We start from the raw sequence: 18,685 nt of genomic DNA on the forward strand, positions 1-18,685 counted from the left end.
GCGCCCACGTCATGCCTCCCGAGGGGTGCCTCCCGAGGGGTGCCTCCCGAGGAGCCGGTACGACGGCGACCGACCCGACGGGTTCTGCTGCCACTGAGGGGTCGTCCTCGTCGGTGCCAGCCGTCCTCACGACGAGGAGGTCGATGCCGCTCGACGCGTCGCCGCCACCGCGAGCGGCCGAGCCGTCGACCACGACCGTCCGGGGCGGGTGGGTCCGCTGCGCTGCGTGCTCGGCGATCCTCGTGCACAGTCGTGGGCGCAGGCCCGCTGGTGGTTCAGGGGCCGAGCGCCCCGATCGGGACGGTGACGACTCCGTCGGGCCGCGTGAGGCCGTAGCCGCTCGCGGTGATCACGCCGAGCACGGCGGGTGCGCCGACCTTGTCGGTGTCGACCTTGGCGGCGAACTTCAGCAGCGACGCGGCGGCCGCGTCGATCTGGCCTGTGCCGAGCTTGACCTCGAAGGCGCCCCAGGTGCCGTCGCGGGCCTCGACGACGATGTCGACCTCGAGGTTGTCGGAGTCCCGGTAGTGGCTCACCGTGGCGTCGATCGCGTCGGCGTAGACGCGCATGTCCCGGACGACGAGCGACTCGAAGAGGAGGCCGAGGGTGTTGAGGTCTCGCACGAGCTTGGCGGGACTCGCATCCAGAGCCGCCGCCGCGAGCGAGGGGTCGACGAGGTGTGTCCTGGGCTTGTCCCGCAGCCGCGATCGCGAACGGAGGTGCGTCGACCACGCGGGCTGCAGCTCCAGCGCCATCAGACGGGTGAGGGCGTCCTGGTACCGGTAGGCCGTCGGCTTGGTGAGCGAGCCGGCGTCGTCCGGCGCGTCGGAGATCGTCTCGCCGACGAGGCGCTCGACGACGTGCTCCATCGCGGTGTTGCGCGCGAGCGCCTGGAGGAAGCGGCCGACCCGGACGGGGTCACGACGTGACCCGGCGACGCGCGCGAGGTCGACCTCGGCGATGGTGCGCAGGTAGTCGCGGTTCGCTGCGGCGGCCTGCGTCGGGGTCATCGCGAGGTTCAGCGGCCAACCGCCGCGGACGACGAGCTCGGCGGTGCGGTGGATGTCGACGTCGACGGACGGCACCGAGGGCCGCTCACCGGCGAGCAGGGCCCGGAGAGACATCGACCCCGTCGAGTCCCCCGATTCGAACAGACTCATCGGTCGCATCATCAGGCGCGCGAACCGGCCGGCGCCGGAGTGTCGGCGCGCGTCGTCGTCAGGGACCGACGACCCGGTGAGGACGAACTGACCGGTCGCCTGGCGTGTGTCGACCTGGGCGCGAACCTGGTTCCAGACGCGGGTCGCGTCGAGCTGCCACTCGTCGACCAGCTGCGGCGGCTCGCCACCGAGGACGAGAGACGGGTCCACCTGGAGGGCGGTCAGTGCCGTCTCGTCCCGGTCGAGGTAGACGGCGCTGCGGGCGGCCTGCTCCGCGGTCCGGGTCTTCCCGCAGGCGCGCGGTCCCTCGATGAGGACGGCGCCTGCGGACGCGAGCCGATCGGCGAGCAGCCCGTCGGCGATGCGTGGCAGGTAGTCCATGGATCCTCCCGAGAGGTGGAACGTCGACTTTACACTCTGCAGCTCCACTGGTTAACGGTCTGCGGCCGTGGGAGTTGACGGTTTGGGGGTGCGCGGATGCCAGCCAGGGACGGCGGATGGAGGCGACGCGGGCGTCGATCCGCCGCCCGAGCAGCCGCCGGTACAGCGCCCGCGTGCTCGACGCGAGATCCGCGCGCGGGTCGCTGTCCAGCCGCGAGACCTCGTGCGCAAGGGCCTGGTCGACCTCGGCCTTGGTCGGGACGGCATCCAGCGTGCGCTGGGCGCCGTCGGGTCCCGTGCAGCGGCTTGCCAGCGGCCCGAGGGAAGTCGGCGCACGGTGCATGAGGGGCCGACACGGCCCTGACCTACGACGACGATGGAGCGGGTGGCGGGAATCGAACACGCTGTCAGCTTGGGAAGCTGATAGCCAGGTGCTCCCGGCCCGCACGGATCGCCGCGCCCGTGCTCGTGACCTGGGGCTTAGCGCTCGCGGAGCGACACCAAGTGACACCCGCTAGTGGCACGTAGTGGCACTTCCACCGGTTCACCGGGGGAGCCAGGACCCGGGGCGCGGGACCGTCGCCCGCAGGCCGTCCTTGGTCGCCGCCACGTTGTAGTCGCGTTCGTCCATCACGCCCCAGTACGCCTGGCGGTCCAGCCAGATGCAGTACAAGGGCCTGTTGTCGAGGCGTATACGCAACGGCTTGGACCCGTCGTCGCCCTTCCAGGCGGCAACCTCGATGTCCGGCTCGCCCCGGCTGATCCGGCGCCTCACCATGTAGTCGAGGGCGGGTTTCAGGTCGTAGTCGGCGGACATGACGATCCCCACGTCGTACATGCCCTCCAGCCCGAGGGTGACGACGTCAAGCGCGAGCGCCACGTCGACGCCCTTCTCGCGGGGCTTGTCCACACAGCCCTCCGAGCCCCAGTCCAAGGGGTACCGGAGGTCGCTGAGGTGGAGGTCGACCTTCCGGTTCGTCCGCCACGCCGCGGACTGGCGGCGCACCGCCGCGTAACCCTTGGCGTCATGCTGCTGGGTGGGTGCACCGCGGTAGATGCAGATGCGCTCCAGCTCGAAGTCGTCGTCGGGGTGCCGCCGCGCGTAGTCCGCCGTGAGGACGTGGCCAAGATCGACGGGGTCGACCTGGCCTTTCACCACCGGGTCGCTGAGGCTGTGGAACGCCTCGCGCGCGCGCATATAGACGTTCTGCCAGTCGAGGAACACGTACACGCGCTTGGTCATCGTCGGCCCCCAAAGAAAAGCCCCGCCGTGCGGACGTGGTCCGGACGACGGGGTGGATTGCTGACGACGCTACCCCGCACCACGAGCGGGGTGCAACGTGGCGCGGACCACCTCACCCGTCTGGCGCAGGCGGCGCCTGAGCGACCGGACAACCCGTCGCCTGATCCGTAGGGCGCATCGGCCGGCCGGAGAACGGCCAGGTCGGCGACGGCCCGCCCCAGTACGCCCTAGATGCCGAGACCGAGGCTCCCGTCTTCTTGCGTCGCCGGAAGGCCACGGCGAGGCCGGCGGTCCTTCGCGGTGGTCGGCCAGCGGACGCCAGCCGCCTGCAGGGCGGCGACGGTCAGGACCGGTCCGGCGAGGATCGCGTCGAGGAGGTCCGCCTGGGCTGGTTCAAGCTCGACGAGGCGGGTCAGGACGGTGAGCAGGTCGATCAGTTCGGTGGTCCAGCTGGGGTCCCACGTGTCGACGTGCACCAGGTCTAGCGGCGAGGTCTTCTTCCCACCGGGGATGGCCTTCCGGTAGTTGAACCAGGACTTGAGGACGTTCTTGCCGCCGACGGCGAACTCCCAGACGGCGGGTTCGACCGGCCGGAAGGTCCCCGCGTCGGCTCCGGAGCCGAGCGCGAGCGTCCGCGTCGAGGTCTCGTAGGTCATCTCGTCGGGCATGGCGGCGATCGGCATGACCGCCAGCGGCTGCCGTGGGTCGCCCCTCGGGAACCGCACCGCGCCCTCCGGCCGCCCTGGGCCCGTGAACCGCTCGCCGTAGGTGTGGAGCCAGAGGATCTCCTGCCCCAGCCCGACGGCGCGCGACCACAGGTTCGGGTCGGCCGTGAGCGCGAGGCGAATACCAGGGGTGGCGAGTTCGGCCGCGAAGGTACGGGTGAAGTGCGGGTGCGCGACGACAGCAGCCGTGTAGGCGAGGACGTCCTGGTGCGTCACCGGGGCGCCGAGCAACGTGCTCAGTGCAGCCAGGAGTCCAGGCGCGAGGTTGGGACTGCCGTCCGGATGCAGCAGCGGCAGGGCCCGCCCGCCGCGATGGTTGAAGTGGTCGAAGTCCGGGATAAGGGCCGAGAAGACGAGCCCCGGTCCATCGTGGACGTCGGCCGAGTGCTGCTCGACGACGTAGACCTGGTCCCGAATCCTCGCCTCCCAGAGGTCCCTGCGCGGCATATCCATGACGCGGTGGTCGGGGATCACCCACTGGCGATCGAGGGCGCGGTAGCCGACGCGCACGGGTTCCGGGCGGCTGATGTTCTCCACGGCCAGGGGCGTGGCGGTGAACTGGTGCGTGTCCGCCCCGGGGAGGGGCGCCTTGCCCTTGGCGAGGTTGGCGTCGCGGCCCTCCTTGAACAACTCGGACTTCAACGCCGGCTCGGTCTCGGTCAGCAGCTGCAGCCAGCGCTTCTCGAGGATCACGCGGCTGGGGGCGTAGACCCATCGACGCGTCGGAAACACGCCGGGCGAGTACCAGGGCATGACGTCGGCAACTGCCGGGTAGTCGTCCCACCCGCCCGCGGCGGCCGGCGTGAGCGGAGCGGTCCACTCGGACCGCACTTCCTGCCAGTCCGGGTCATCGAGAGTCATGCCGGCCAGGGCGGCGAACTTCTCGCCCTGGCGGCCCGTCACCGCGCGGTGCCGGATCGTAGCGGGCTGCGCCCTGTCGGCATCGGGACGCCTGATGAACAGTCCGATGGCGAGCGGCTGACGAACCCCGGGGAAGATCCGTGTCGGGACGTCGGGTGTCTGCCCTTCCGGGGTGAGGTCGATGATCCAGCCCTCGCTCGCGTACGAGCGGAGGTACCGGCGCATCCCGGCGAACCCCGGTCCGGTGAGGTACCCGGACGTGGAGATGAAGCACACCACGCCGGCGTCCCCGTCGACGTCCTGGTTCGTCGACTCCCATACCTTCCAGGTCGCCCACCGCCAGAAGTAGACGTACAGGTTTTTCAGCTTGGCCTTGAACCGGCCGGTGCCCGGCTCGAAGAAGTCCTCGAGGATCGCGCGCGCCCTCTTGCCGTGCGCCGCGCTGCCGGACTCGACCCACCCGCCGTCGCCCACCGCGAGCTCTTTGTACGGGGGGTTCCCGATGACCACCGTGACGTTGGCCTTGGCCTTGACTTTGTTCGCCTTCTTGCGGGACTGAGCGATGAGCTGAAGGCCCGACCCGATCTGGGCCTCCGCGGCATGAGGGTCATCCAAGGTGTCGGTGACGTAGAGGTGCATGCCGCCTGGCGGGGCGCTGGCTCCGTGGGCGGCGAGCAGGTCGGTGGTGCGCAACTCAGCCACCGCGTAGGGCCCCATCTGCAACTCGAAGCCCACGAGGCGTTCGGCCACCTGTGTCAGGACGCCGGCGACTGCTCCTGGTCCGTCAGTCTGCTCGGCCTGGTCGGCGACGCGTTCGAGGATTGTGTGCAGATACGTGCCCGTGCCCATCGCGGGATCGACGGTCAGGACGTCGGGGTCGCGGAACCCGTCGGTGAGGCCGAGGCGGGTGACGAGTGCTTCCTCGGTCAGCCGCACCATGTGCTCGACGACCTCGCGCGGGGTGTAGTACGAGCCGGACTGCTTGCGCAGGTCGTTGTCGTACTGCTCGAGGAAGTCTTCGTAAAGGTGCAGGTAGGTGTCCCGGCGCCCCTTCCGGACTCGCGGCCAGTCCACCGCCCCGATTACCCGGACCAGCAGGTCAAGCGTGACCTTGAAGTCCTTGGCGACGGCGTCCGTGAGGAGTTGAAGGGCTCGCCCCATCAGGGAGTGCTCGTCGCCTAGTTGCGCGCCGACCTCGTGCAGGGATTCGCCGGCGACATCGATGCCCTCGGTGCGGGCGAGCAGCAGGGCGAAGGTCACCGCCTGGGCGTACCCGTCCGCGAACGTCTCGTCCTCGGCATGGGGGAACAGGAGGGTGCGCCAGTCGCGGGCCAGCCCGAGGAACGGCTGTAGGTACTCCTCGGCGCCCTGGGCGACGGCACGCCGCTCGAGGTTGAGCTGGTCGAGAACTTCGCCGCGGAGCAGGCGCGTGAGGGGTGCCACCGCGCGGACGAGGGCACCCACGCTCGTGATCGGTGCAGGCTTCCAGCGGAGGAAGTCTATGAGGAGGTTCTCGAACTCCGGTGGCGCGGTCAGGGCGGATCCTGCCGACTCCAGGGTGCCGATGAAGGTGACCGGCTGCCCCACCCGTTCCCCGTCGCGGTATAGCCGCCAGTCCGTGCCGTTCGTGTAGATCAGGTTCGGCAGGTCGCGCTGGCGCTCCCACTGCCGCCGGTCGTGTCCGGTGAAGGACGAGGGGTCGATGTTCTTGCCGGGCGCCTTGACCTCGATGTACCCCGTGATCGCGCCCTTGACGCTGACCCCGTAGTCGGGTCGGACTTGCCGGTCGGTGTCGCGGATCTCGTCGTGGAACTCGGCGGGGACGCCAAGGGCCTTGCCCCCCGCGCGCAGCAGTCCCTCCAGCGGGGCCCGGATCGCCGCCTCGCGGTCACCAAGGCCGGCGAGCTTGTCGCGGCAGACGGCGCCGAAGTCGCTGACGGCGGTCACCATCCATGGGCTTGGCCCTGAGTTCATGGGACCCCCTCCGTTGACGGACACCGCGTTGCAGGCTACCGGGCGGGTGGGCCCCTGATCTGGAAGGTCACCCGCATGGCCGCTCGCGCGCGCCCGCGTAGGAGACTGCGCCAACCGCACAAACCGTCTCCCCGGCGCGGCCGCTGTGCCTCGGCCTCGCGTCGGAACGTCCCGGCGGACCGCCTGGTGCCGTCCGGCGCGGGGAACCGGACCTGCCAGCGCCCCGACTTCAGCTGCCGGACGCTGCCCCACGCGTCGCAGTGGGTCTTCGTCTTCCTGGTCGCCATCGTGTCCTCGGTGGTGTCGTAGTGGCACGACTACGAACGAGGACACTATTCAGGGGGAAGGACAAGACCCCTGCTAGGGGTCCGACCAGGCGGTATACCGAGAGCGGGTGACGGGAATCGAACCCGCGCTGTCAGCTTGGGAAGCTGAAGTTCTACCATTGAACTACACCCGCGCAGCGCCCCCGCCTGCGGGAGCGCGCACCCAGCATAGCGGCTCCGGACGCCCGGTCGGGTCGCCCGGAGCCGCCGCGGGTGTCAGACGGTGACCTCGACCCGCACGGTCGACCCGGCCGGCGCGTAGGGCACGGTGCGGCCGTCGACGGGCGTGCCGTCCACGACGAGCGCCGCGCGGGCGCCCGGCCGGCCGGAGTTGGTGACGGTGATCTCGTACCGCGCGCCGCGGGCCACGCGGGTGACGGTGAACGTCGGGACGTCCGGGCCGAGCTGCGGGTCGACGACCAGGCCGTCGTAGCCGGGCCGCACGCCGAGCAGGTACTGCGACGCGGCGACGAAGTTCCACGCCGCGGTGCCGGTCAGCCAGGAGTTCTTGGCCTCGCCGTGCCGGACGGCCTCCTTGCCGGCGATCATCTGCGCGTACACGTACGGCTCGAGCCGGTGCACGTCGGAGATCTCCTCGCGGTACGCGGGGGTGATGCGCCGGTAGTAGTCGAACGCCTGCTCGCCGCGGCCCACGACGGTCTCGCCGATGATGACCCACGGGTTGTTGTGGCAGAAGATGCCGCCGTTCTCCTTGTAGCCCGGGGGGTACGTGGAGACCTCGCCGAGCTCGATCTGGTAGCTCGTGTACGCCGGCGACTGCAGGACCATGCCGTGCGGGGTCGCGAGGTGCTCGCGGGTGGAGTTCAGGGCGCGCAGCGCGGGGCTGGCGGCGGCCTCGGGCGTGGTGGGGTCGGTGGAGTCGACGCCGATGCCCGCCATGACGGCGAAGCCCTGCGGCTCGATCCAGATCTTGCCCTCCGGCTTGGCGTCGGTGCCGACGGGGTTGCCGTAGAAGTCGTACGCCCGCAGGAACCACTCGCCGTCCCAGCCGTGCTCGAGCACCGCGGCGCGCATCTCCTCGATGGCGGCGCGGGCCTGCGCGGCGACGTCGGTCAGCCCGCGGCGCTCGGCGAGCTCGGCGTACTCCGGGCCGATGAACACGAACATCGCGGCGATGAACACGGACTCCGCGACGCCGCCGGCCTGGTTCTCGGTCGTCTGGAACGACTCGCCGGGCTCGGTGGAGAAGCAGTTGAGGTTGAGGCAGTCGTTCCAGTCGGCGCGGCCGATGAGCGGCAGGCCGTGCGGGCCGCGGTTCTGCACCGTGAACTGGAACGAGCGCGTCAGGTGCTCGAACAGCGGGACCTCGGAGCCGGGCTCGTTGTCGAACGGCACGGCCTCGTCGAGGATCGACCAGTCGCCGGTCTCCTTGATGTAGGCGGCGACGCCGAGGATCAGCCACAGCGGGTCGTCGTTGAAGCCGGAGCCGATGTCGTTGTTCCCGCGCTTCGTGAGCGGCTGGTACTGGTGGTACGCCGACCCGTCGGGGAACTGCGTCGACGCGATGTCGATGATGCGCTCCCGCGCCCGCTCGGGGATGAGGTGCACGAAGCCCAGCAGGTCCTGGTTGGAGTCGCGGAACCCCATGCCGCGGCCGATGCCGGTCTCGAAGTACGACGCCGACCGGGACATGTTGAACGTGACCATGCACTGGTACTGGTTCCAGATGTTGACCATCCGGTCCAGGCGCTCGTCCGACGAGGTGACCGAGTAGGTCGACAGCAGGTCGGTCCAGTACGTCCGCAGCGCCTCGAAGGCGGCGAGGGTCTGCTCGGTGGTGGCGAACCGGGACAGCAGGGCGTGGGCGCGCTCGCGGTTGATGCGCTGCATCGGCAGCTCGCCGTCGGCGGCGGGCGCCCACTTCTCCTCGTGCGGGTTCTCGACGTAGCCGAGCACGTAGGTCAGCGACCGGCTCTCGCCGGGGGCGAGCGTGACGTCGACCTGGTGCGAGCCGATCGGGTACCAGCCGGACGCGATCGACCCGGTGGCCCTGCCGGCGCGCGGGACGGCCGCCTCGCCGAGCCCGTTCCACGGGCCGACGAAGGTGTCGCGGTCGGTGTCGAACCCGGCGGCGCGGGTGTTGACGCCGTAGACGGCGTAGTGGTCGCGGCGCTCGCGGTACTCGGTCTTGTGGTAGATCGCGGAGCCGGACGGGCCGTCGAGCTCGACCTCGACCTCGGCGAGCGACAGGTTGCGCTGGTAGTTCGTCTGGTCGTCCTGGGCGTTCCACAGGCAGAACTCGACGAACGAGAACAGCGAGACGGTCTTCTCGGCGTCCGAGGTGTTGGTCAGCGTGACGTGCTGGACCTCGGCGGTCTCGCCGACCGGGACGAAGAACAGCGTCTCGACGCGCAGGCCGCCGCGCTCGCCGGTGATGCGGGAGTAGCCGAGGCCGTGCCGGGTCTCGAAGTGGTCGAGGTCGGCCTTGACCGGCAGCCAGCCCGGCGTCCAGACGTCGCCGCCGTCGTTGACGTAGAAGTAGCGGCCGCCCTCGTCGGCGGGGATGTTGTTGTAGCGGTACCGGGTCAGGCGCCGCATCTTGGCGTCGCGGTAGAACGAGTACCCGCCGCCGGTGTGCGACAGCAGGGAGAAGAACTCCTCGGAGCCGAGGTAGTTGATCCACGGGTACGGCGTGTGCGGAGTCGTGATGACGTACTCGCGTGCCGCGTCGTCGAAGTGGCCGTACCGCATCGTTGCGCCTCTCGGTGTCTGGTGATCGTGCCGCGCGGGAGCGCTCCCACGCGCCGCCGACGGTCAGCATAGCGTCCGCCGTGGAGGGCCCCCGGCGCCCCAGGTCCCGGGCGAGCGCCCGCCGCACGCGGTCCCGGCGGGCACCTCCGGCGGCCCGGCCCGCGGCCGCACGGCGAGGGTCGGTACCGTGTCCCCGTGCTGCTCTCCGACCGCGACATCTCCGCCGAGCTCGACTCCGGACGGGTCCTGCTCGACCCGTACGACCCGGCGATGGTCCAGCCGTCCAGCGTCGACGTCCGGCTCGACCGCTACTTCCGGCTGTTCGACAACCACAAGTACCCGGTCATCGACCCCGCGGCGGAGCAGCCGGACCTCACGCGGCTCGTCGAGGTCGAGGGGGACGAGCCCTTCGTCCTGCACCCCGGGGAGTTCGTGCTCGGCTCCACGTACGAGCAGGTCACGCTGCCGGACGACATCGCCGCGCGCCTCGAGGGCAAGTCGTCGCTCGGCCGGCTCGGCCTGCTCACGCACTCCACGGCGGGCTTCATCGACCCCGGGTTCTCCGGTCACGTGACCCTCGAGCTGTCGAACGTCGCGACGCTGCCGATCACGCTGTGGCCGGGCATGAAGATCGGCCAGCTCTGCTTCTTCCGGCTGTCGTCCCCGGCGCTGCGGCCGTACGGCCAGGGCGCCGCCGGGTCGCGGTACCAGGGGCAGCGCGGCCCGACGGCGTCCCGGTCGTGGCAGAGCTTCCACCGGACGGACGTCTGAGGGCCCTGCCCGCATGACGCTGCTCCCCGCCCTGCCCGCCGGCACCGGTCCCGACCGCGCCGGTGTCGCGCCGCCCCCCGGCCGGCACCTGCTCGTGCTGCCGGACGGCGTGGCGACGGACGAGGTCGAGGTGCTCGCGACGAGCCGGTTCCCGGCCGCCCGCTGGGAGCGCCCGCCGCGCATCCCGTCGGGCCGCCGCTCCACGGGCGCCACGCGCGCGCCGGCGCCGTCCGCCACGCCCGGCGTGCTGCGGGTCGGCCGCCTCTCGACGCTGACCGGGCCGTACGCCCTGGAGCCGGCGCGCGTGGCGGCGTGGGGGCTCCCCACGGACAGCCGCGTGGCGTGGGTCGTCGACTGCCCGCGCGAGCGCCAGGAGGCGCCGGCGTTCGGCGGCGACCGGGACGGCCTGCGGCGGGCGTTCGGGGCCGCGGGCCCGGTCCGGGAGGAGCTGCGCGTCGCGCAGTGGCTGGTGGCGGTCGCGCGGCGGCTGGGCGGCGCGGTGCGGGTCGACTCCGGGGTCGTGCTGGAGCCGGACATGGACGCCGCGCTCGACCTGGTGGTGCTGACCGACCGGTGGGTCGAGCCCGGGACGGTGCTGGCCGCCGCGCGGCGGGTCGCCCCGCAGGCCCGGCTCGACGGGGCGGGCGCCGCCGCCCCCGGCGTCCCCCGGCCCTCGCCGCAGGACACCGGCGCCGTGCTCGCCGCCCGCGAGCAGGTCGGCGCGGGCGTCGCGGACGAGGCCGAGCGGCGGCGCCTGCACGCCGAGGCGGACGCGTTCGACGCCTGGATGCGCGCGCACCCGCCCGCCGCCGAGGCGTTCGGGCTGCAGGTGGACCTCGGCGTCGACGGGATCGTCGCGGTGGAGGTCTCCGCGGAGCGGGACGTGCCGGTCGTGCTGGCGGGGCTGCCCTGGGCGCAGGGCGAGGTCGTGGCGTACCGGGTCCGCTGGGAGGCGCCGGACGTGGAGCAGCTGGAGGCCGAGCGCCCCTCGCTGGCGCACCGGGTCGCGCGCGGGCGGGCCGCCCGGGTGGTGCGGTCCGTGGCGCGGGAGGTCCACGCCGACGTGGGCGGGGAGATCGCCGACCAGTCCGGGTTCCTGGTCGACCCCGTCGACCTGTAGGGCGGGTCCGCGCTCCTGTTGCGGGCCCCCCGGGGCCGTCCGACGATGGCGGAAGGCCGACGCCCGCCGCCCTCCGGACGGCGGGCGTCGGCGTACCCGGAACCCGCAGCCGCACGGAGAGCAGGACCCGACATGGCCGACCAGTACACGTTCCAGGACCCGATCGCGCAGTACGAGATGCCCGCGCCGCCCGCGCAGAGCCAGGACGGGCCGGGGCTCGACGCGGACCTGCGGCCGCACGCCGACCACGGCGAGGACACGTACCGCGGCACCGGCCGGCTGACGGGCCGCAAGGCCGTCGTCACCGGCGGGGACTCCGGCATCGGCCGCGCGGTCGCGATCGCGTTCGCCCGCGAGGGCGCCGACCTCGTGCTGTCGTACCTGCCGGAGGAGCAGGAGGACGCCGAGCACGTCGCCGCCGTGGCGCGCGAGGCCGGCCGGACCGTCGTGCTCGCGCCGGGCGACGTGTCCGACGAGGCGTACAGCCGGTCGCTGGTGCGCACCGCGCTCGACGAGCTCGGCGGCCTGGACGTGCTCGCCGTGGTCGCGGGGCGGCAGCAGCACGTCGAGGACCTCGCGGACCTGACGTCCGCGTCGTTCGACCAGACCTTCCGGACCAACGTCCACGCGCTGTTCTGGCTGGTGCAGGAGGCGCTGCCGCACCTGCCGCGCGGCGCGAGCATCATCACCACCTCGTCGATCCAGGCGTACGAGCCGTCGCCGATCCTCGTGGACTACGCGACCACCAAGGCCGCGATCAACACGATGTCGAAGGCGCTGGCGCAGCAGCTCGCACCGAAGGGCATCCGCGTCAACGTCGTCGCGCCCGGGCCGATCTGGACGCCGCTGCAGACCGCCGGCGGCCAGCCGCCCGAGGCCCTGCCGGACTTCGGGTCGCAGACGCCGTTCGGCCGGGCGGGCCAGCCGGCCGAGCTCGCCCCGGCGTACGTGTTCCTCGCGTCGCCGGAGTCGAGCTACGTCAGCGGGGAGACCCTCAACGTCAACGGCGGGATGCCGACCCCGTGACGCCCGCGCCGGGCGGGGGACGCGCGTGACCGAGCAGCAGGGGCTGGAGAACCTCGACGGCGACGCCGGCCACGCGACCGAGGGGTCCGGGCACGCGGCCGCCGACGAGCTGCGCGCGCCCACCCCGCGCACCGGGGGGTACGCGGACCTGCGCGCCTACGCGGTGCTCGGCGACGGGCGGACCGTGGCCCTGGTGGCGGACGACGGCCAGGTGGACTGGTTCCCGGTGCCGGACCTCGACACCCCGCCGGTGTTCGCCGCGCTGCTCGACGCGGAGGGCGGCGGCTCGTTCGACCTCGCGCCGACCGTGCCCCACCGCCTGCGCCGGCAGTACGTGGTCGGCACGAACGTGCTCGAGACGACGTACGTCACCGACGGCGGCTCGGTGCGGGTGACCGAGGCGATGAACACCGGCGTCGCCGGCCGGCTCCCGTGGAGCGAGCTCGCGCGGCGGGTCGACGGCCTGTCCGGGACCGTCCCGATGGCGTGGCGGGTCGCGCCGGGGACGGTGCTCGGGACCGCGTCGCCGTGGGTGCAGGACACCGTGCACGGGGCCGTCCTGCGCGACGACGGCGTCACGCTCGCCGTCCGGACGCTCGGCGACATGACGGTCGTGACCGAGGACCAGGCGTGCTCCGGGGTGTTCACGGCGACCGCGCGCTCACGGCACCTCGTGGCGGTGGTCGGCACGCAGAGCGAGCCGGTGCCCGTCCCGGACCCGGAGGACGTCGACCGCGGCGTCGACCGGACGATCGAGAACTGGCGGGCGTGGACGCGCGAGTTCCACTACGACGGGCCGTGGGGCAAGGCCGTGCAGCGCAGCGCGCTGGCCCTCAAGCTGCTGCTGCACGAGCCCACGGGAGCCATCGCCGCCGCGGGCACCACCTCGCTCCCGGAGAGCCGGGCGGGCGGCAAGAACTGGGACTACCGGTACGCCTGGGTGCGCGACGCCGCGTACACCCTCGACGCGTGGATCGGCTTCGGCCTGCGCGAGGAGGTGCACGCGGCGATCTCCTGGGTGCTGCGCACGCTGCGCCGGCACGGCACCCGGGTCTTCTTCACCCTGGACGGCGGCCTGCCGCCCGGGCGCGTCACCCGGGACGTCCCCGGCTGGCGCGGCATCGGGCCCGTGGTGGCGGGGAACCGCGCCGACGGCCAGCTCCAGCTCGGCGTGTACGGCGACCTGCTCGCCGTCGTGCGCGGCTACGTCGACGCGGGGAACCTGCTGGACGCGGACACCGGGCGGCTGCTCGCCGCCGTGGCCGACGAGGCCGCCGACGCCTGGCACCGGCCCGACGCCGGCATGTGGGAGCTGCCCGAGGAGCGGCACTACGCGTCCTCGAAGCTCGGGTGCTGGCAGGCGCTGCGCTGCGCCGTGCACCTCGCGGAGCTCGGGCAGATCCCCGGGGACGCCGACCGCTGGCGGTCGGAGGCCGGGCGCATCCGCACCTGGGTCGAGGACCGGTGCTGGTCGCCGCAGCGCGGGGCCTACGTGATGTACCCCGGGTCGGACGCCCTCGACGCGTCGGTGCTGCTGCACGCCCGCAGCGGGTTCGACACCGGCGAGCGGATGAGCGGCACCGTCGACGCCCTGCGGGCCGAGCTCGGCGCCGGGCCGCTGCTGCACCGCTACTCCGGCATGGCCGGCGAGGAGGGCGCCTTCGTGGCCTGCGCGTTCTGGGGCGTGGCGGCGCTGGCGCTCGTGGGCCGCGCCGAGGAGGCGCGCGACTGGATGGACGAGCTGCTGGCCCTGGCCAACGACGTCGGCGTGTGGCCGGAGATGGTCGAGGCCGGCACCGGCGACTTCCTGGGCAACGTCCCGCAGGCGCTGAGCCACCTGGCGCTCGTGCAGGCGGCGCTGACGCTCGCGCCGGCGCTCGGGCACGCCGACGGCTGACCGGCACCGCCCACCGGCGGCCGTGGCCGGCCGTCACCCGACCGGCACCGACCGTCACCGACCGTCACCGACCGTCACCGACCGGCACCGACCGTCACCCGCGGGACCGTCCGGGTCCGCGGACCACACCGAGGAGGACCCCATGGACCTGGGTATCACCGACCGCATCGCACTCGTCACCGGCGGGGACTCCGGCATCGGGCTGGCGACCGCCCGGCTGCTGCTGGCCGAGGGCGCGCGCGTCGTCCTCACCGACCAGGTGCCGGACCGGTTGGCCGCCGCGGCCGCGGAGCTCGGGGCGGCCGAGGACCGGCTCCTGCCCGTCGTCGCCGACCTCACCGTGCCCGACGACGTGACCGGGCTGCTCGACCGGGCGCGCGCCGCGTTCGGCGACCCGGAGATCCTCGTGCACTCGGCCGGGGTGACCGGCGCGCAGGGCCCGTTCCACGAGATCGACGACGCCGGCTGGGCGCGGACGCTCGAGGTGGACCTGCTCGCGACCGTCCGGGTGGTGCGCGCGGTGATCGGGGGCATGCGGGCGGCCGGCCGGGGGCGCATCGTGCTGCTCGCGTCCGAGGACGGCGTCCAGCCCTACGTCGACGAGCTGCCGTACTGCGCGTCGAAGGCCGGGGTGCTGTCGCTCGCGAAGGGGCTGTCCAAGGCGTACGGGGCCGAGGGCGTGCTCGTGAACGCGGTGTCGCCGGCGTTCATCGCGACCCCGATGACCGACGCGATGATGGACGCGCGCGCGGAGCAGCGGGGGACGGACCGCGCGGAGGCGATCGCGTCGTTCCTCGAGGAGGAGCGACCCGGGATGGTGAGCGGCCGCCGGGGCGAGCCCGAGGAGGTCGCGGCGGTGATCGGGTTCCTCGTGTCGGAGCGCGCGAGCTTCGTCACGGGGTCGAACTACCGCGTGGACGCGGGCTCCGTCGCGACGATCTGAGGCGCGCTCGACCCGGCGCGGGGACGGTCGGGCTCAGGGAGCCGCGCCGGGGTCGACGTCCCGCCTGCTGCGGCGCCGGGGCGGGGGCGTGTCGTCCGGGGTCGCCGCGTCGTCGACGGGGGCGAGGACGACCGTGTCGTCCGCGCCGGCGACGGGGGCGAGCACGACGGTGTCGTCCGGCGCGGTCGTGGGCTCCGTGACAGCGGTGTCGCCCGAGCCGTCCGCCTCTGCCGTGCCGGGCGAGCCTCCGGCGTCCTGCGCGCCCGCCTCGGCGGGAGGCGGCGTCAGCTGGATCGCCGTGGTGGCGGCGGCGGGTGCATCGACCCCGCCACGGCGTCCGCTGGCCCGGCGGGCGCCGTCGCGGGCGGGCACGAGCCGGGCGACGGTGCGCCCGTCGCGGACCAGGGCGATCTCGTCGCCCTGCTCGGCGGCGGCGACCAGGTCGGGCAGGCGTGCAGCGGCCTCGTCGACGTGCACGCCGTCGGCGGTGCCCGTCGCGGCGTGGCCCCCGGCGGTGCCGGCCGCGGCGGTCCCCGCGGTCGTCCGTGCGGCGCCGGTGGTGCGGGCCCGGTCACGCGTCCGGGTGATCGCCTTCATCGCCTCGACCAGCAGGAACACGATGATCGCGAACCCGAGCGTGAGGCCCCACTCGCGCGGGCCGATCGGCGCCGAGTCGAACCAGGCGTTCATGAACGGCACGTAGGTGAACACGACCTGCAGCACCAGCAGCGCCCCGGTCGCGATCCACACCACCGGGTTGCCGCGCAGCACGCGCGTGGTGATGCTCGACTCGCCCAGGAACCGGCAGTTGAACAGGTAGGCGAGCTGCCCGAGGGCCAGCATCGTGACGGCCGTGGTCTGGGCGACGTCGGTCGCCGTGCCGCGGGCGCGCTCGATGCTGAACACGGCGAGCGTGGCGCCTCCGATGAGCAGCGACGCGACGACGACGTGCCGCAGCGAGTCGCGGGAGATCACCGACCCGCCGGGCTTGCGCGGCGGGCGCGACATGACGCCCGGCTCCGCGGGCTCGTACGCGAGGGCGAGCGACAGCGTCACGGCGGTGACGAGGTTGACCCAGAGGATCTGCACCGGGGCGAGCGGCAGGGTGAGTCCGAACAGCACGGCCACGAGGATCACGAGCGACTGCGCACCGTTGGTGGGCAGCAGGAAGACGACGGACTTGCGGATGTTGTCGTAGATCCGCCGCCCCTCCTCCACGGCCCGCTCGATGGACGCGAAGTTGTCGTCCGCGAGGACGATCTCGGCGGCCTCCTTGGTGGCCTCCGTGCCCTTGATGCCCATCGCGATGCCGACGTCCGCGCGGGTGAGGGCCGGGGCGTCGTTGACGCCGTCGCCGGTCATGGCGACGACCTCCCCGTGCGACTGGAGCGCGCGCACGATGCGGATCTTGTGCTCCGGGCTGGTGCGCGCGTAGACGTCGACGTCGCGCACGCAGGTGCGCAGCTGCTCCTGCGTCATGGCCTCGAGGTCGGCGCCGGTCAGCGCGCGGACGTCGCCGCCGGCGGACACGATCCCGAGCTCGCGGGCGATGGCGGTCGCGGTGCCCACGTGGTCGCCGGTGATCATCTTGACCCGGATGCCGGCGCGGTGGCAGTCCGCGATCGCCTGCACGGCCTCCGGGCGTGGCGGGTCGACGATGCCGAGGACCCCGAGGAACACCAGTCCGTCCTCGACGTCCTCGGGGCTCAGCGTGTCGGCGTCGTCGGCCGCGGGGCGCTCGGCGGCGGCCAGCGTCCGCAGGCCCTGGCCCCCGATCCGGTCGATGACGGCCTCCCACCGCTGCCGGTCCAGCGGCTCCGGGGCGCCGTCCGCCCCGCGCTGGTGGGTGCACCGGTCCAGCAGCCGGTCGGGCGCGCCGACGACGCGCACCCGCCGCCCGGCACCGGGCACCTCGTCGAGCGTGGCCATGAACTTCGTCGCGGACTCGAACGGCAGCACGGCGTGCCGTCGCACGTCCGACACGTCCACCCCGGCCTTGAGCGCGAGCGCCGCCACCGCGCCCTCGGTCGGCTGCCCGACGACGCGCCACCCGCTGCCGTCCGGGACGACGCGGGCGTCGTTGCAGGCGGCCGCGGCGGTGAGCAGGGCGCGCAGGTCGCCGTGGGCGTCGAGCGGCGCCGGGCGGCCGTCGAGCGTCACGCGACCCTCCGGCGCGTACCCCAGGCCCTCGACGTCGTAGGTCGCTGCGGGGGTCACGACCGTCCGCGCGGTCATCTCGTTCTTCGTGAGGGTGCCGGTCTTGTCCGAGCAGATCGTCGTGACCGAGCCGAGCGCCTCCACCGCGGTCAGCTTGCGGGTGATGGCGTTGCGCCGGGCCATCTGCTGCACGCCGAGCGCGAGCGTCACGGTCACCAGCGCCGGGAGGCCCTCGGGGACGGCGGCGACCGCGAAGCCGATGGCCGCCGAGACGAGGTCGGGCAGGTCGAAGTCGTGGATGACGCGCCCGATGACGAGCATGAGCGCGGCCATGCCGAGGATGCCGAGGGACAGCGTCTTGCCGAACGCCGCGAGCTGGCGGGACAGCGGGGTGTCGAGGTGGTCGACCTCCGCGATCATCGACTGGATGCGGCCGATCTCGGTGTCCGCGCCCGTCGCGGTGACGACACCGGTGCCGGTGCCGACGGCGACGATCGTGCCGGAGTACAGCATCGAGGCCCGGTCGCCGAGCCCGGCGTCCGCGCCGACCGGCGTGACGTCCTTGGCGGCGGGTACCGACTCGCCGGTGAGCGCGGCCTCCTCCACCTGCAGGTTCGTCGCCTCGAGCAGCCGCAGGTCCGCGGGCACGCGGTCCCCGGAGCGGACCCGCACGACGTCGCCCGGGACGAGCGTCTCGGCGTCGACGACCTGCCACTCGCCGTCGCGGCGGGCCTGCGCGTCGAGCGACAGCATGGTCCGGATGCCGTCCAGCGCGCGCTCGGCCTGACCCTCCTGGAGGAAGCCCACGGCGGCGTTGATGACGGCGACGGCCAGGATGACGCTGAAGTCGATCCAGTCACCCAGGATCGCCTTGAGGACCGCCGAGGCCAGCAGGATGTAGATGAGGATGTCGTCGAAGTGGCCGAGCAGGCGCCGCAGGGCGCTGGGCCGCGGTGGCGCCGGCAGACGGTTCGGCCCCCGCTCCGCGAGCCGGCGTCCCGCCTCCGCCTCACCGAGGCCGTCCGGGGTCGCACCCAGGGCGGCGAGGACCTCGTCCGCGGGCTCGGCGTAGGGTCGCGGCCCCGCGGCCCCGTCCGGGGGCGCGGGTGAGGGCGTCGCGGGTGCGGAGGTCGTCATGTCACCACCTGGTCGTCGGCGTCCACGCCATCGTGACACGCCGCCCCTGCCGGATCGAGCCCCCGGTCCCCGGCCTGGGGACGACGCGGCGCCCGTCGCGCGCGCGTCTCGCACGCGGGTGCCCCGGGGCCGTGGGTCGGGGGTCCCACGACCGCGTGCGGCGCGGGCCGGGTGCGGCGGCCCGCGAGGTTTTACGTGGAGTTCACCCGCAGGGGGTGCGCCGCCCGTCGCGCGCCCGCAGACTGCTGCCCC

The 18,685-nt window shown here is 73.3% G+C and carries 10 protein-coding genes, 1 tRNA gene and 1 pseudogene; 5 read left to right on the plus strand and 7 right to left on the minus strand.

What is annotated here, in order from left to right; translation table 11 throughout:
- Window positions 1-275: 275 nt before the first annotated feature.
- The 6 genes from P9841_RS11815 to P9841_RS11835 all read right to left on the minus strand — a co-directional run bounded on the left by P9841_RS11815 (window position 276) and on the right by P9841_RS11835 (window position 9,382).
- Entirely contained in the window at window positions 276-1,541 is a 1,266-nt protein-coding gene (locus P9841_RS11815; RefSeq protein WP_283318868.1) for an ATP-binding protein, read from the minus strand.
- A 544-nt stretch (window positions 1,542-2,085) separates the two neighbouring features.
- The gene (locus P9841_RS11820; protein WP_283318869.1) at window positions 2,086-2,772 is read right to left on the minus strand and encodes an NYN domain-containing protein; all 687 of its coding nucleotides are present in this window, start codon (window positions 2,770-2,772) and stop codon (window positions 2,086-2,088) included.
- Window positions 2,773-3,011: 239 nt separating this feature from the next.
- Entirely contained in the window at window positions 3,012-6,320 is a 3,309-nt protein-coding gene (locus P9841_RS11825; RefSeq protein ID WP_283318870.1) for a type ISP restriction/modification enzyme, read from the minus strand.
- 59 nt (window positions 6,321-6,379) lie between these two features.
- A complete protein-coding gene (locus P9841_RS19160) occupies window positions 6,380-6,631 on the minus strand; it encodes a hypothetical protein (protein WP_502847555.1) in 252 nt (83 codons plus the stop codon).
- 102 nt (window positions 6,632-6,733) lie between these two features.
- Window positions 6,734-6,804: transfer RNA gene (locus P9841_RS11830), tRNA-Gly, on the minus strand.
- A gap of 82 nt (window positions 6,805-6,886) precedes the next feature.
- Window positions 6,887-9,382, minus strand: a complete 2,496-nt coding sequence (locus P9841_RS11835; RefSeq protein ID WP_283318871.1) for a glycoside hydrolase family 94 protein — start codon at window positions 9,380-9,382, stop codon at window positions 6,887-6,889.
- 195 nt (window positions 9,383-9,577) lie between these two features.
- On the opposite strand from P9841_RS11835, the gene dcd reads away from it, so the two are divergent.
- The 5 genes from dcd to P9841_RS11860 all read left to right on the plus strand — a co-directional run bounded on the left by dcd (window position 9,578) and on the right by P9841_RS11860 (window position 15,139).
- Window positions 9,578-10,153: a dCTP deaminase gene (gene dcd / locus P9841_RS11840; RefSeq protein ID WP_283318872.1), complete on the plus strand. Its 576-nt coding sequence runs from the start codon at window positions 9,578-9,580 to the stop codon at window positions 10,151-10,153.
- Between the two features lie 13 nt (window positions 10,154-10,166).
- Complete coding sequence (locus P9841_RS11845) at window positions 10,167-11,273, plus strand: hypothetical protein (protein WP_283318873.1); 1,107 nt, start codon at window positions 10,167-10,169, stop codon at window positions 11,271-11,273.
- A 132-nt stretch (window positions 11,274-11,405) separates the two neighbouring features.
- On the plus strand, window positions 11,406-12,299 hold the full coding sequence (locus P9841_RS11850; RefSeq protein ID WP_283318874.1) for an SDR family oxidoreductase: 894 nt from the start codon (window positions 11,406-11,408) through the stop codon (window positions 12,297-12,299).
- A gap of 109 nt (window positions 12,300-12,408) precedes the next feature.
- On the plus strand, window positions 12,409-14,196 hold the full coding sequence (locus P9841_RS11855; protein WP_283321939.1) for a glycoside hydrolase family 15 protein: 1,788 nt from the start codon (window positions 12,409-12,411) through the stop codon (window positions 14,194-14,196).
- A 142-nt stretch (window positions 14,197-14,338) separates the two neighbouring features.
- Window positions 14,339-15,139: an SDR family NAD(P)-dependent oxidoreductase gene (locus P9841_RS11860; protein ID WP_283318875.1), complete on the plus strand. Its 801-nt coding sequence runs from the start codon at window positions 14,339-14,341 to the stop codon at window positions 15,137-15,139.
- 579 nt (window positions 15,140-15,718) lie between these two features.
- Here the strand turns inward: P9841_RS11860 and P9841_RS11865 are convergent.
- Window positions 15,719-18,433: pseudogene (locus P9841_RS11865) on the minus strand (cation-translocating P-type ATPase); the annotation flags it as partial.
- Window positions 18,434-18,685 lie beyond the last annotated feature (252 nt).

Origin of the sequence: Cellulomonas sp. ES6 (assembly GCF_030053835.1) — a bacterium.
Taxonomy (GTDB): Bacteria; Actinomycetota; Actinomycetes; order Actinomycetales; family Cellulomonadaceae; genus Cellulomonas.

Bases quoted from the DNA above. Each gene is read 5' to 3' on its own strand.
- P9841_RS11850 (WP_283318874.1), top strand. From the start codon at position 11,406: ATGGCCGACCAGTACACGTTCCAGGACCCGATCGCGCAGTACGAGATG.
- P9841_RS11860 (WP_283318875.1), top strand. From the start codon at position 14,339: ATGGACCTGGGTATCACCGACCGCATCGCACTCGTCACCGGCGGGGAC.
- P9841_RS11835 (WP_283318871.1), bottom strand. From the start codon at position 9,382: ATGCGGTACGGCCACTTCGACGACGCGGCACGCGAGTACGTCATCACG.
- P9841_RS11815 (WP_283318868.1), bottom strand. From the start codon at position 1,541: ATGGACTACCTGCCACGCATCGCCGACGGGCTGCTCGCCGATCGGCTC.
- P9841_RS11825 (WP_283318870.1), bottom strand. From the start codon at position 6,320: ATGGTGACCGCCGTCAGCGACTTCGGCGCCGTCTGCCGCGACAAGCTC.
- P9841_RS11845 (WP_283318873.1), top strand. From the start codon at position 10,167: ATGACGCTGCTCCCCGCCCTGCCCGCCGGCACCGGTCCCGACCGCGCC.
- P9841_RS19160 (WP_502847555.1), bottom strand. From the start codon at position 6,631: ATGGCGACCAGGAAGACGAAGACCCACTGCGACGCGTGGGGCAGCGTC.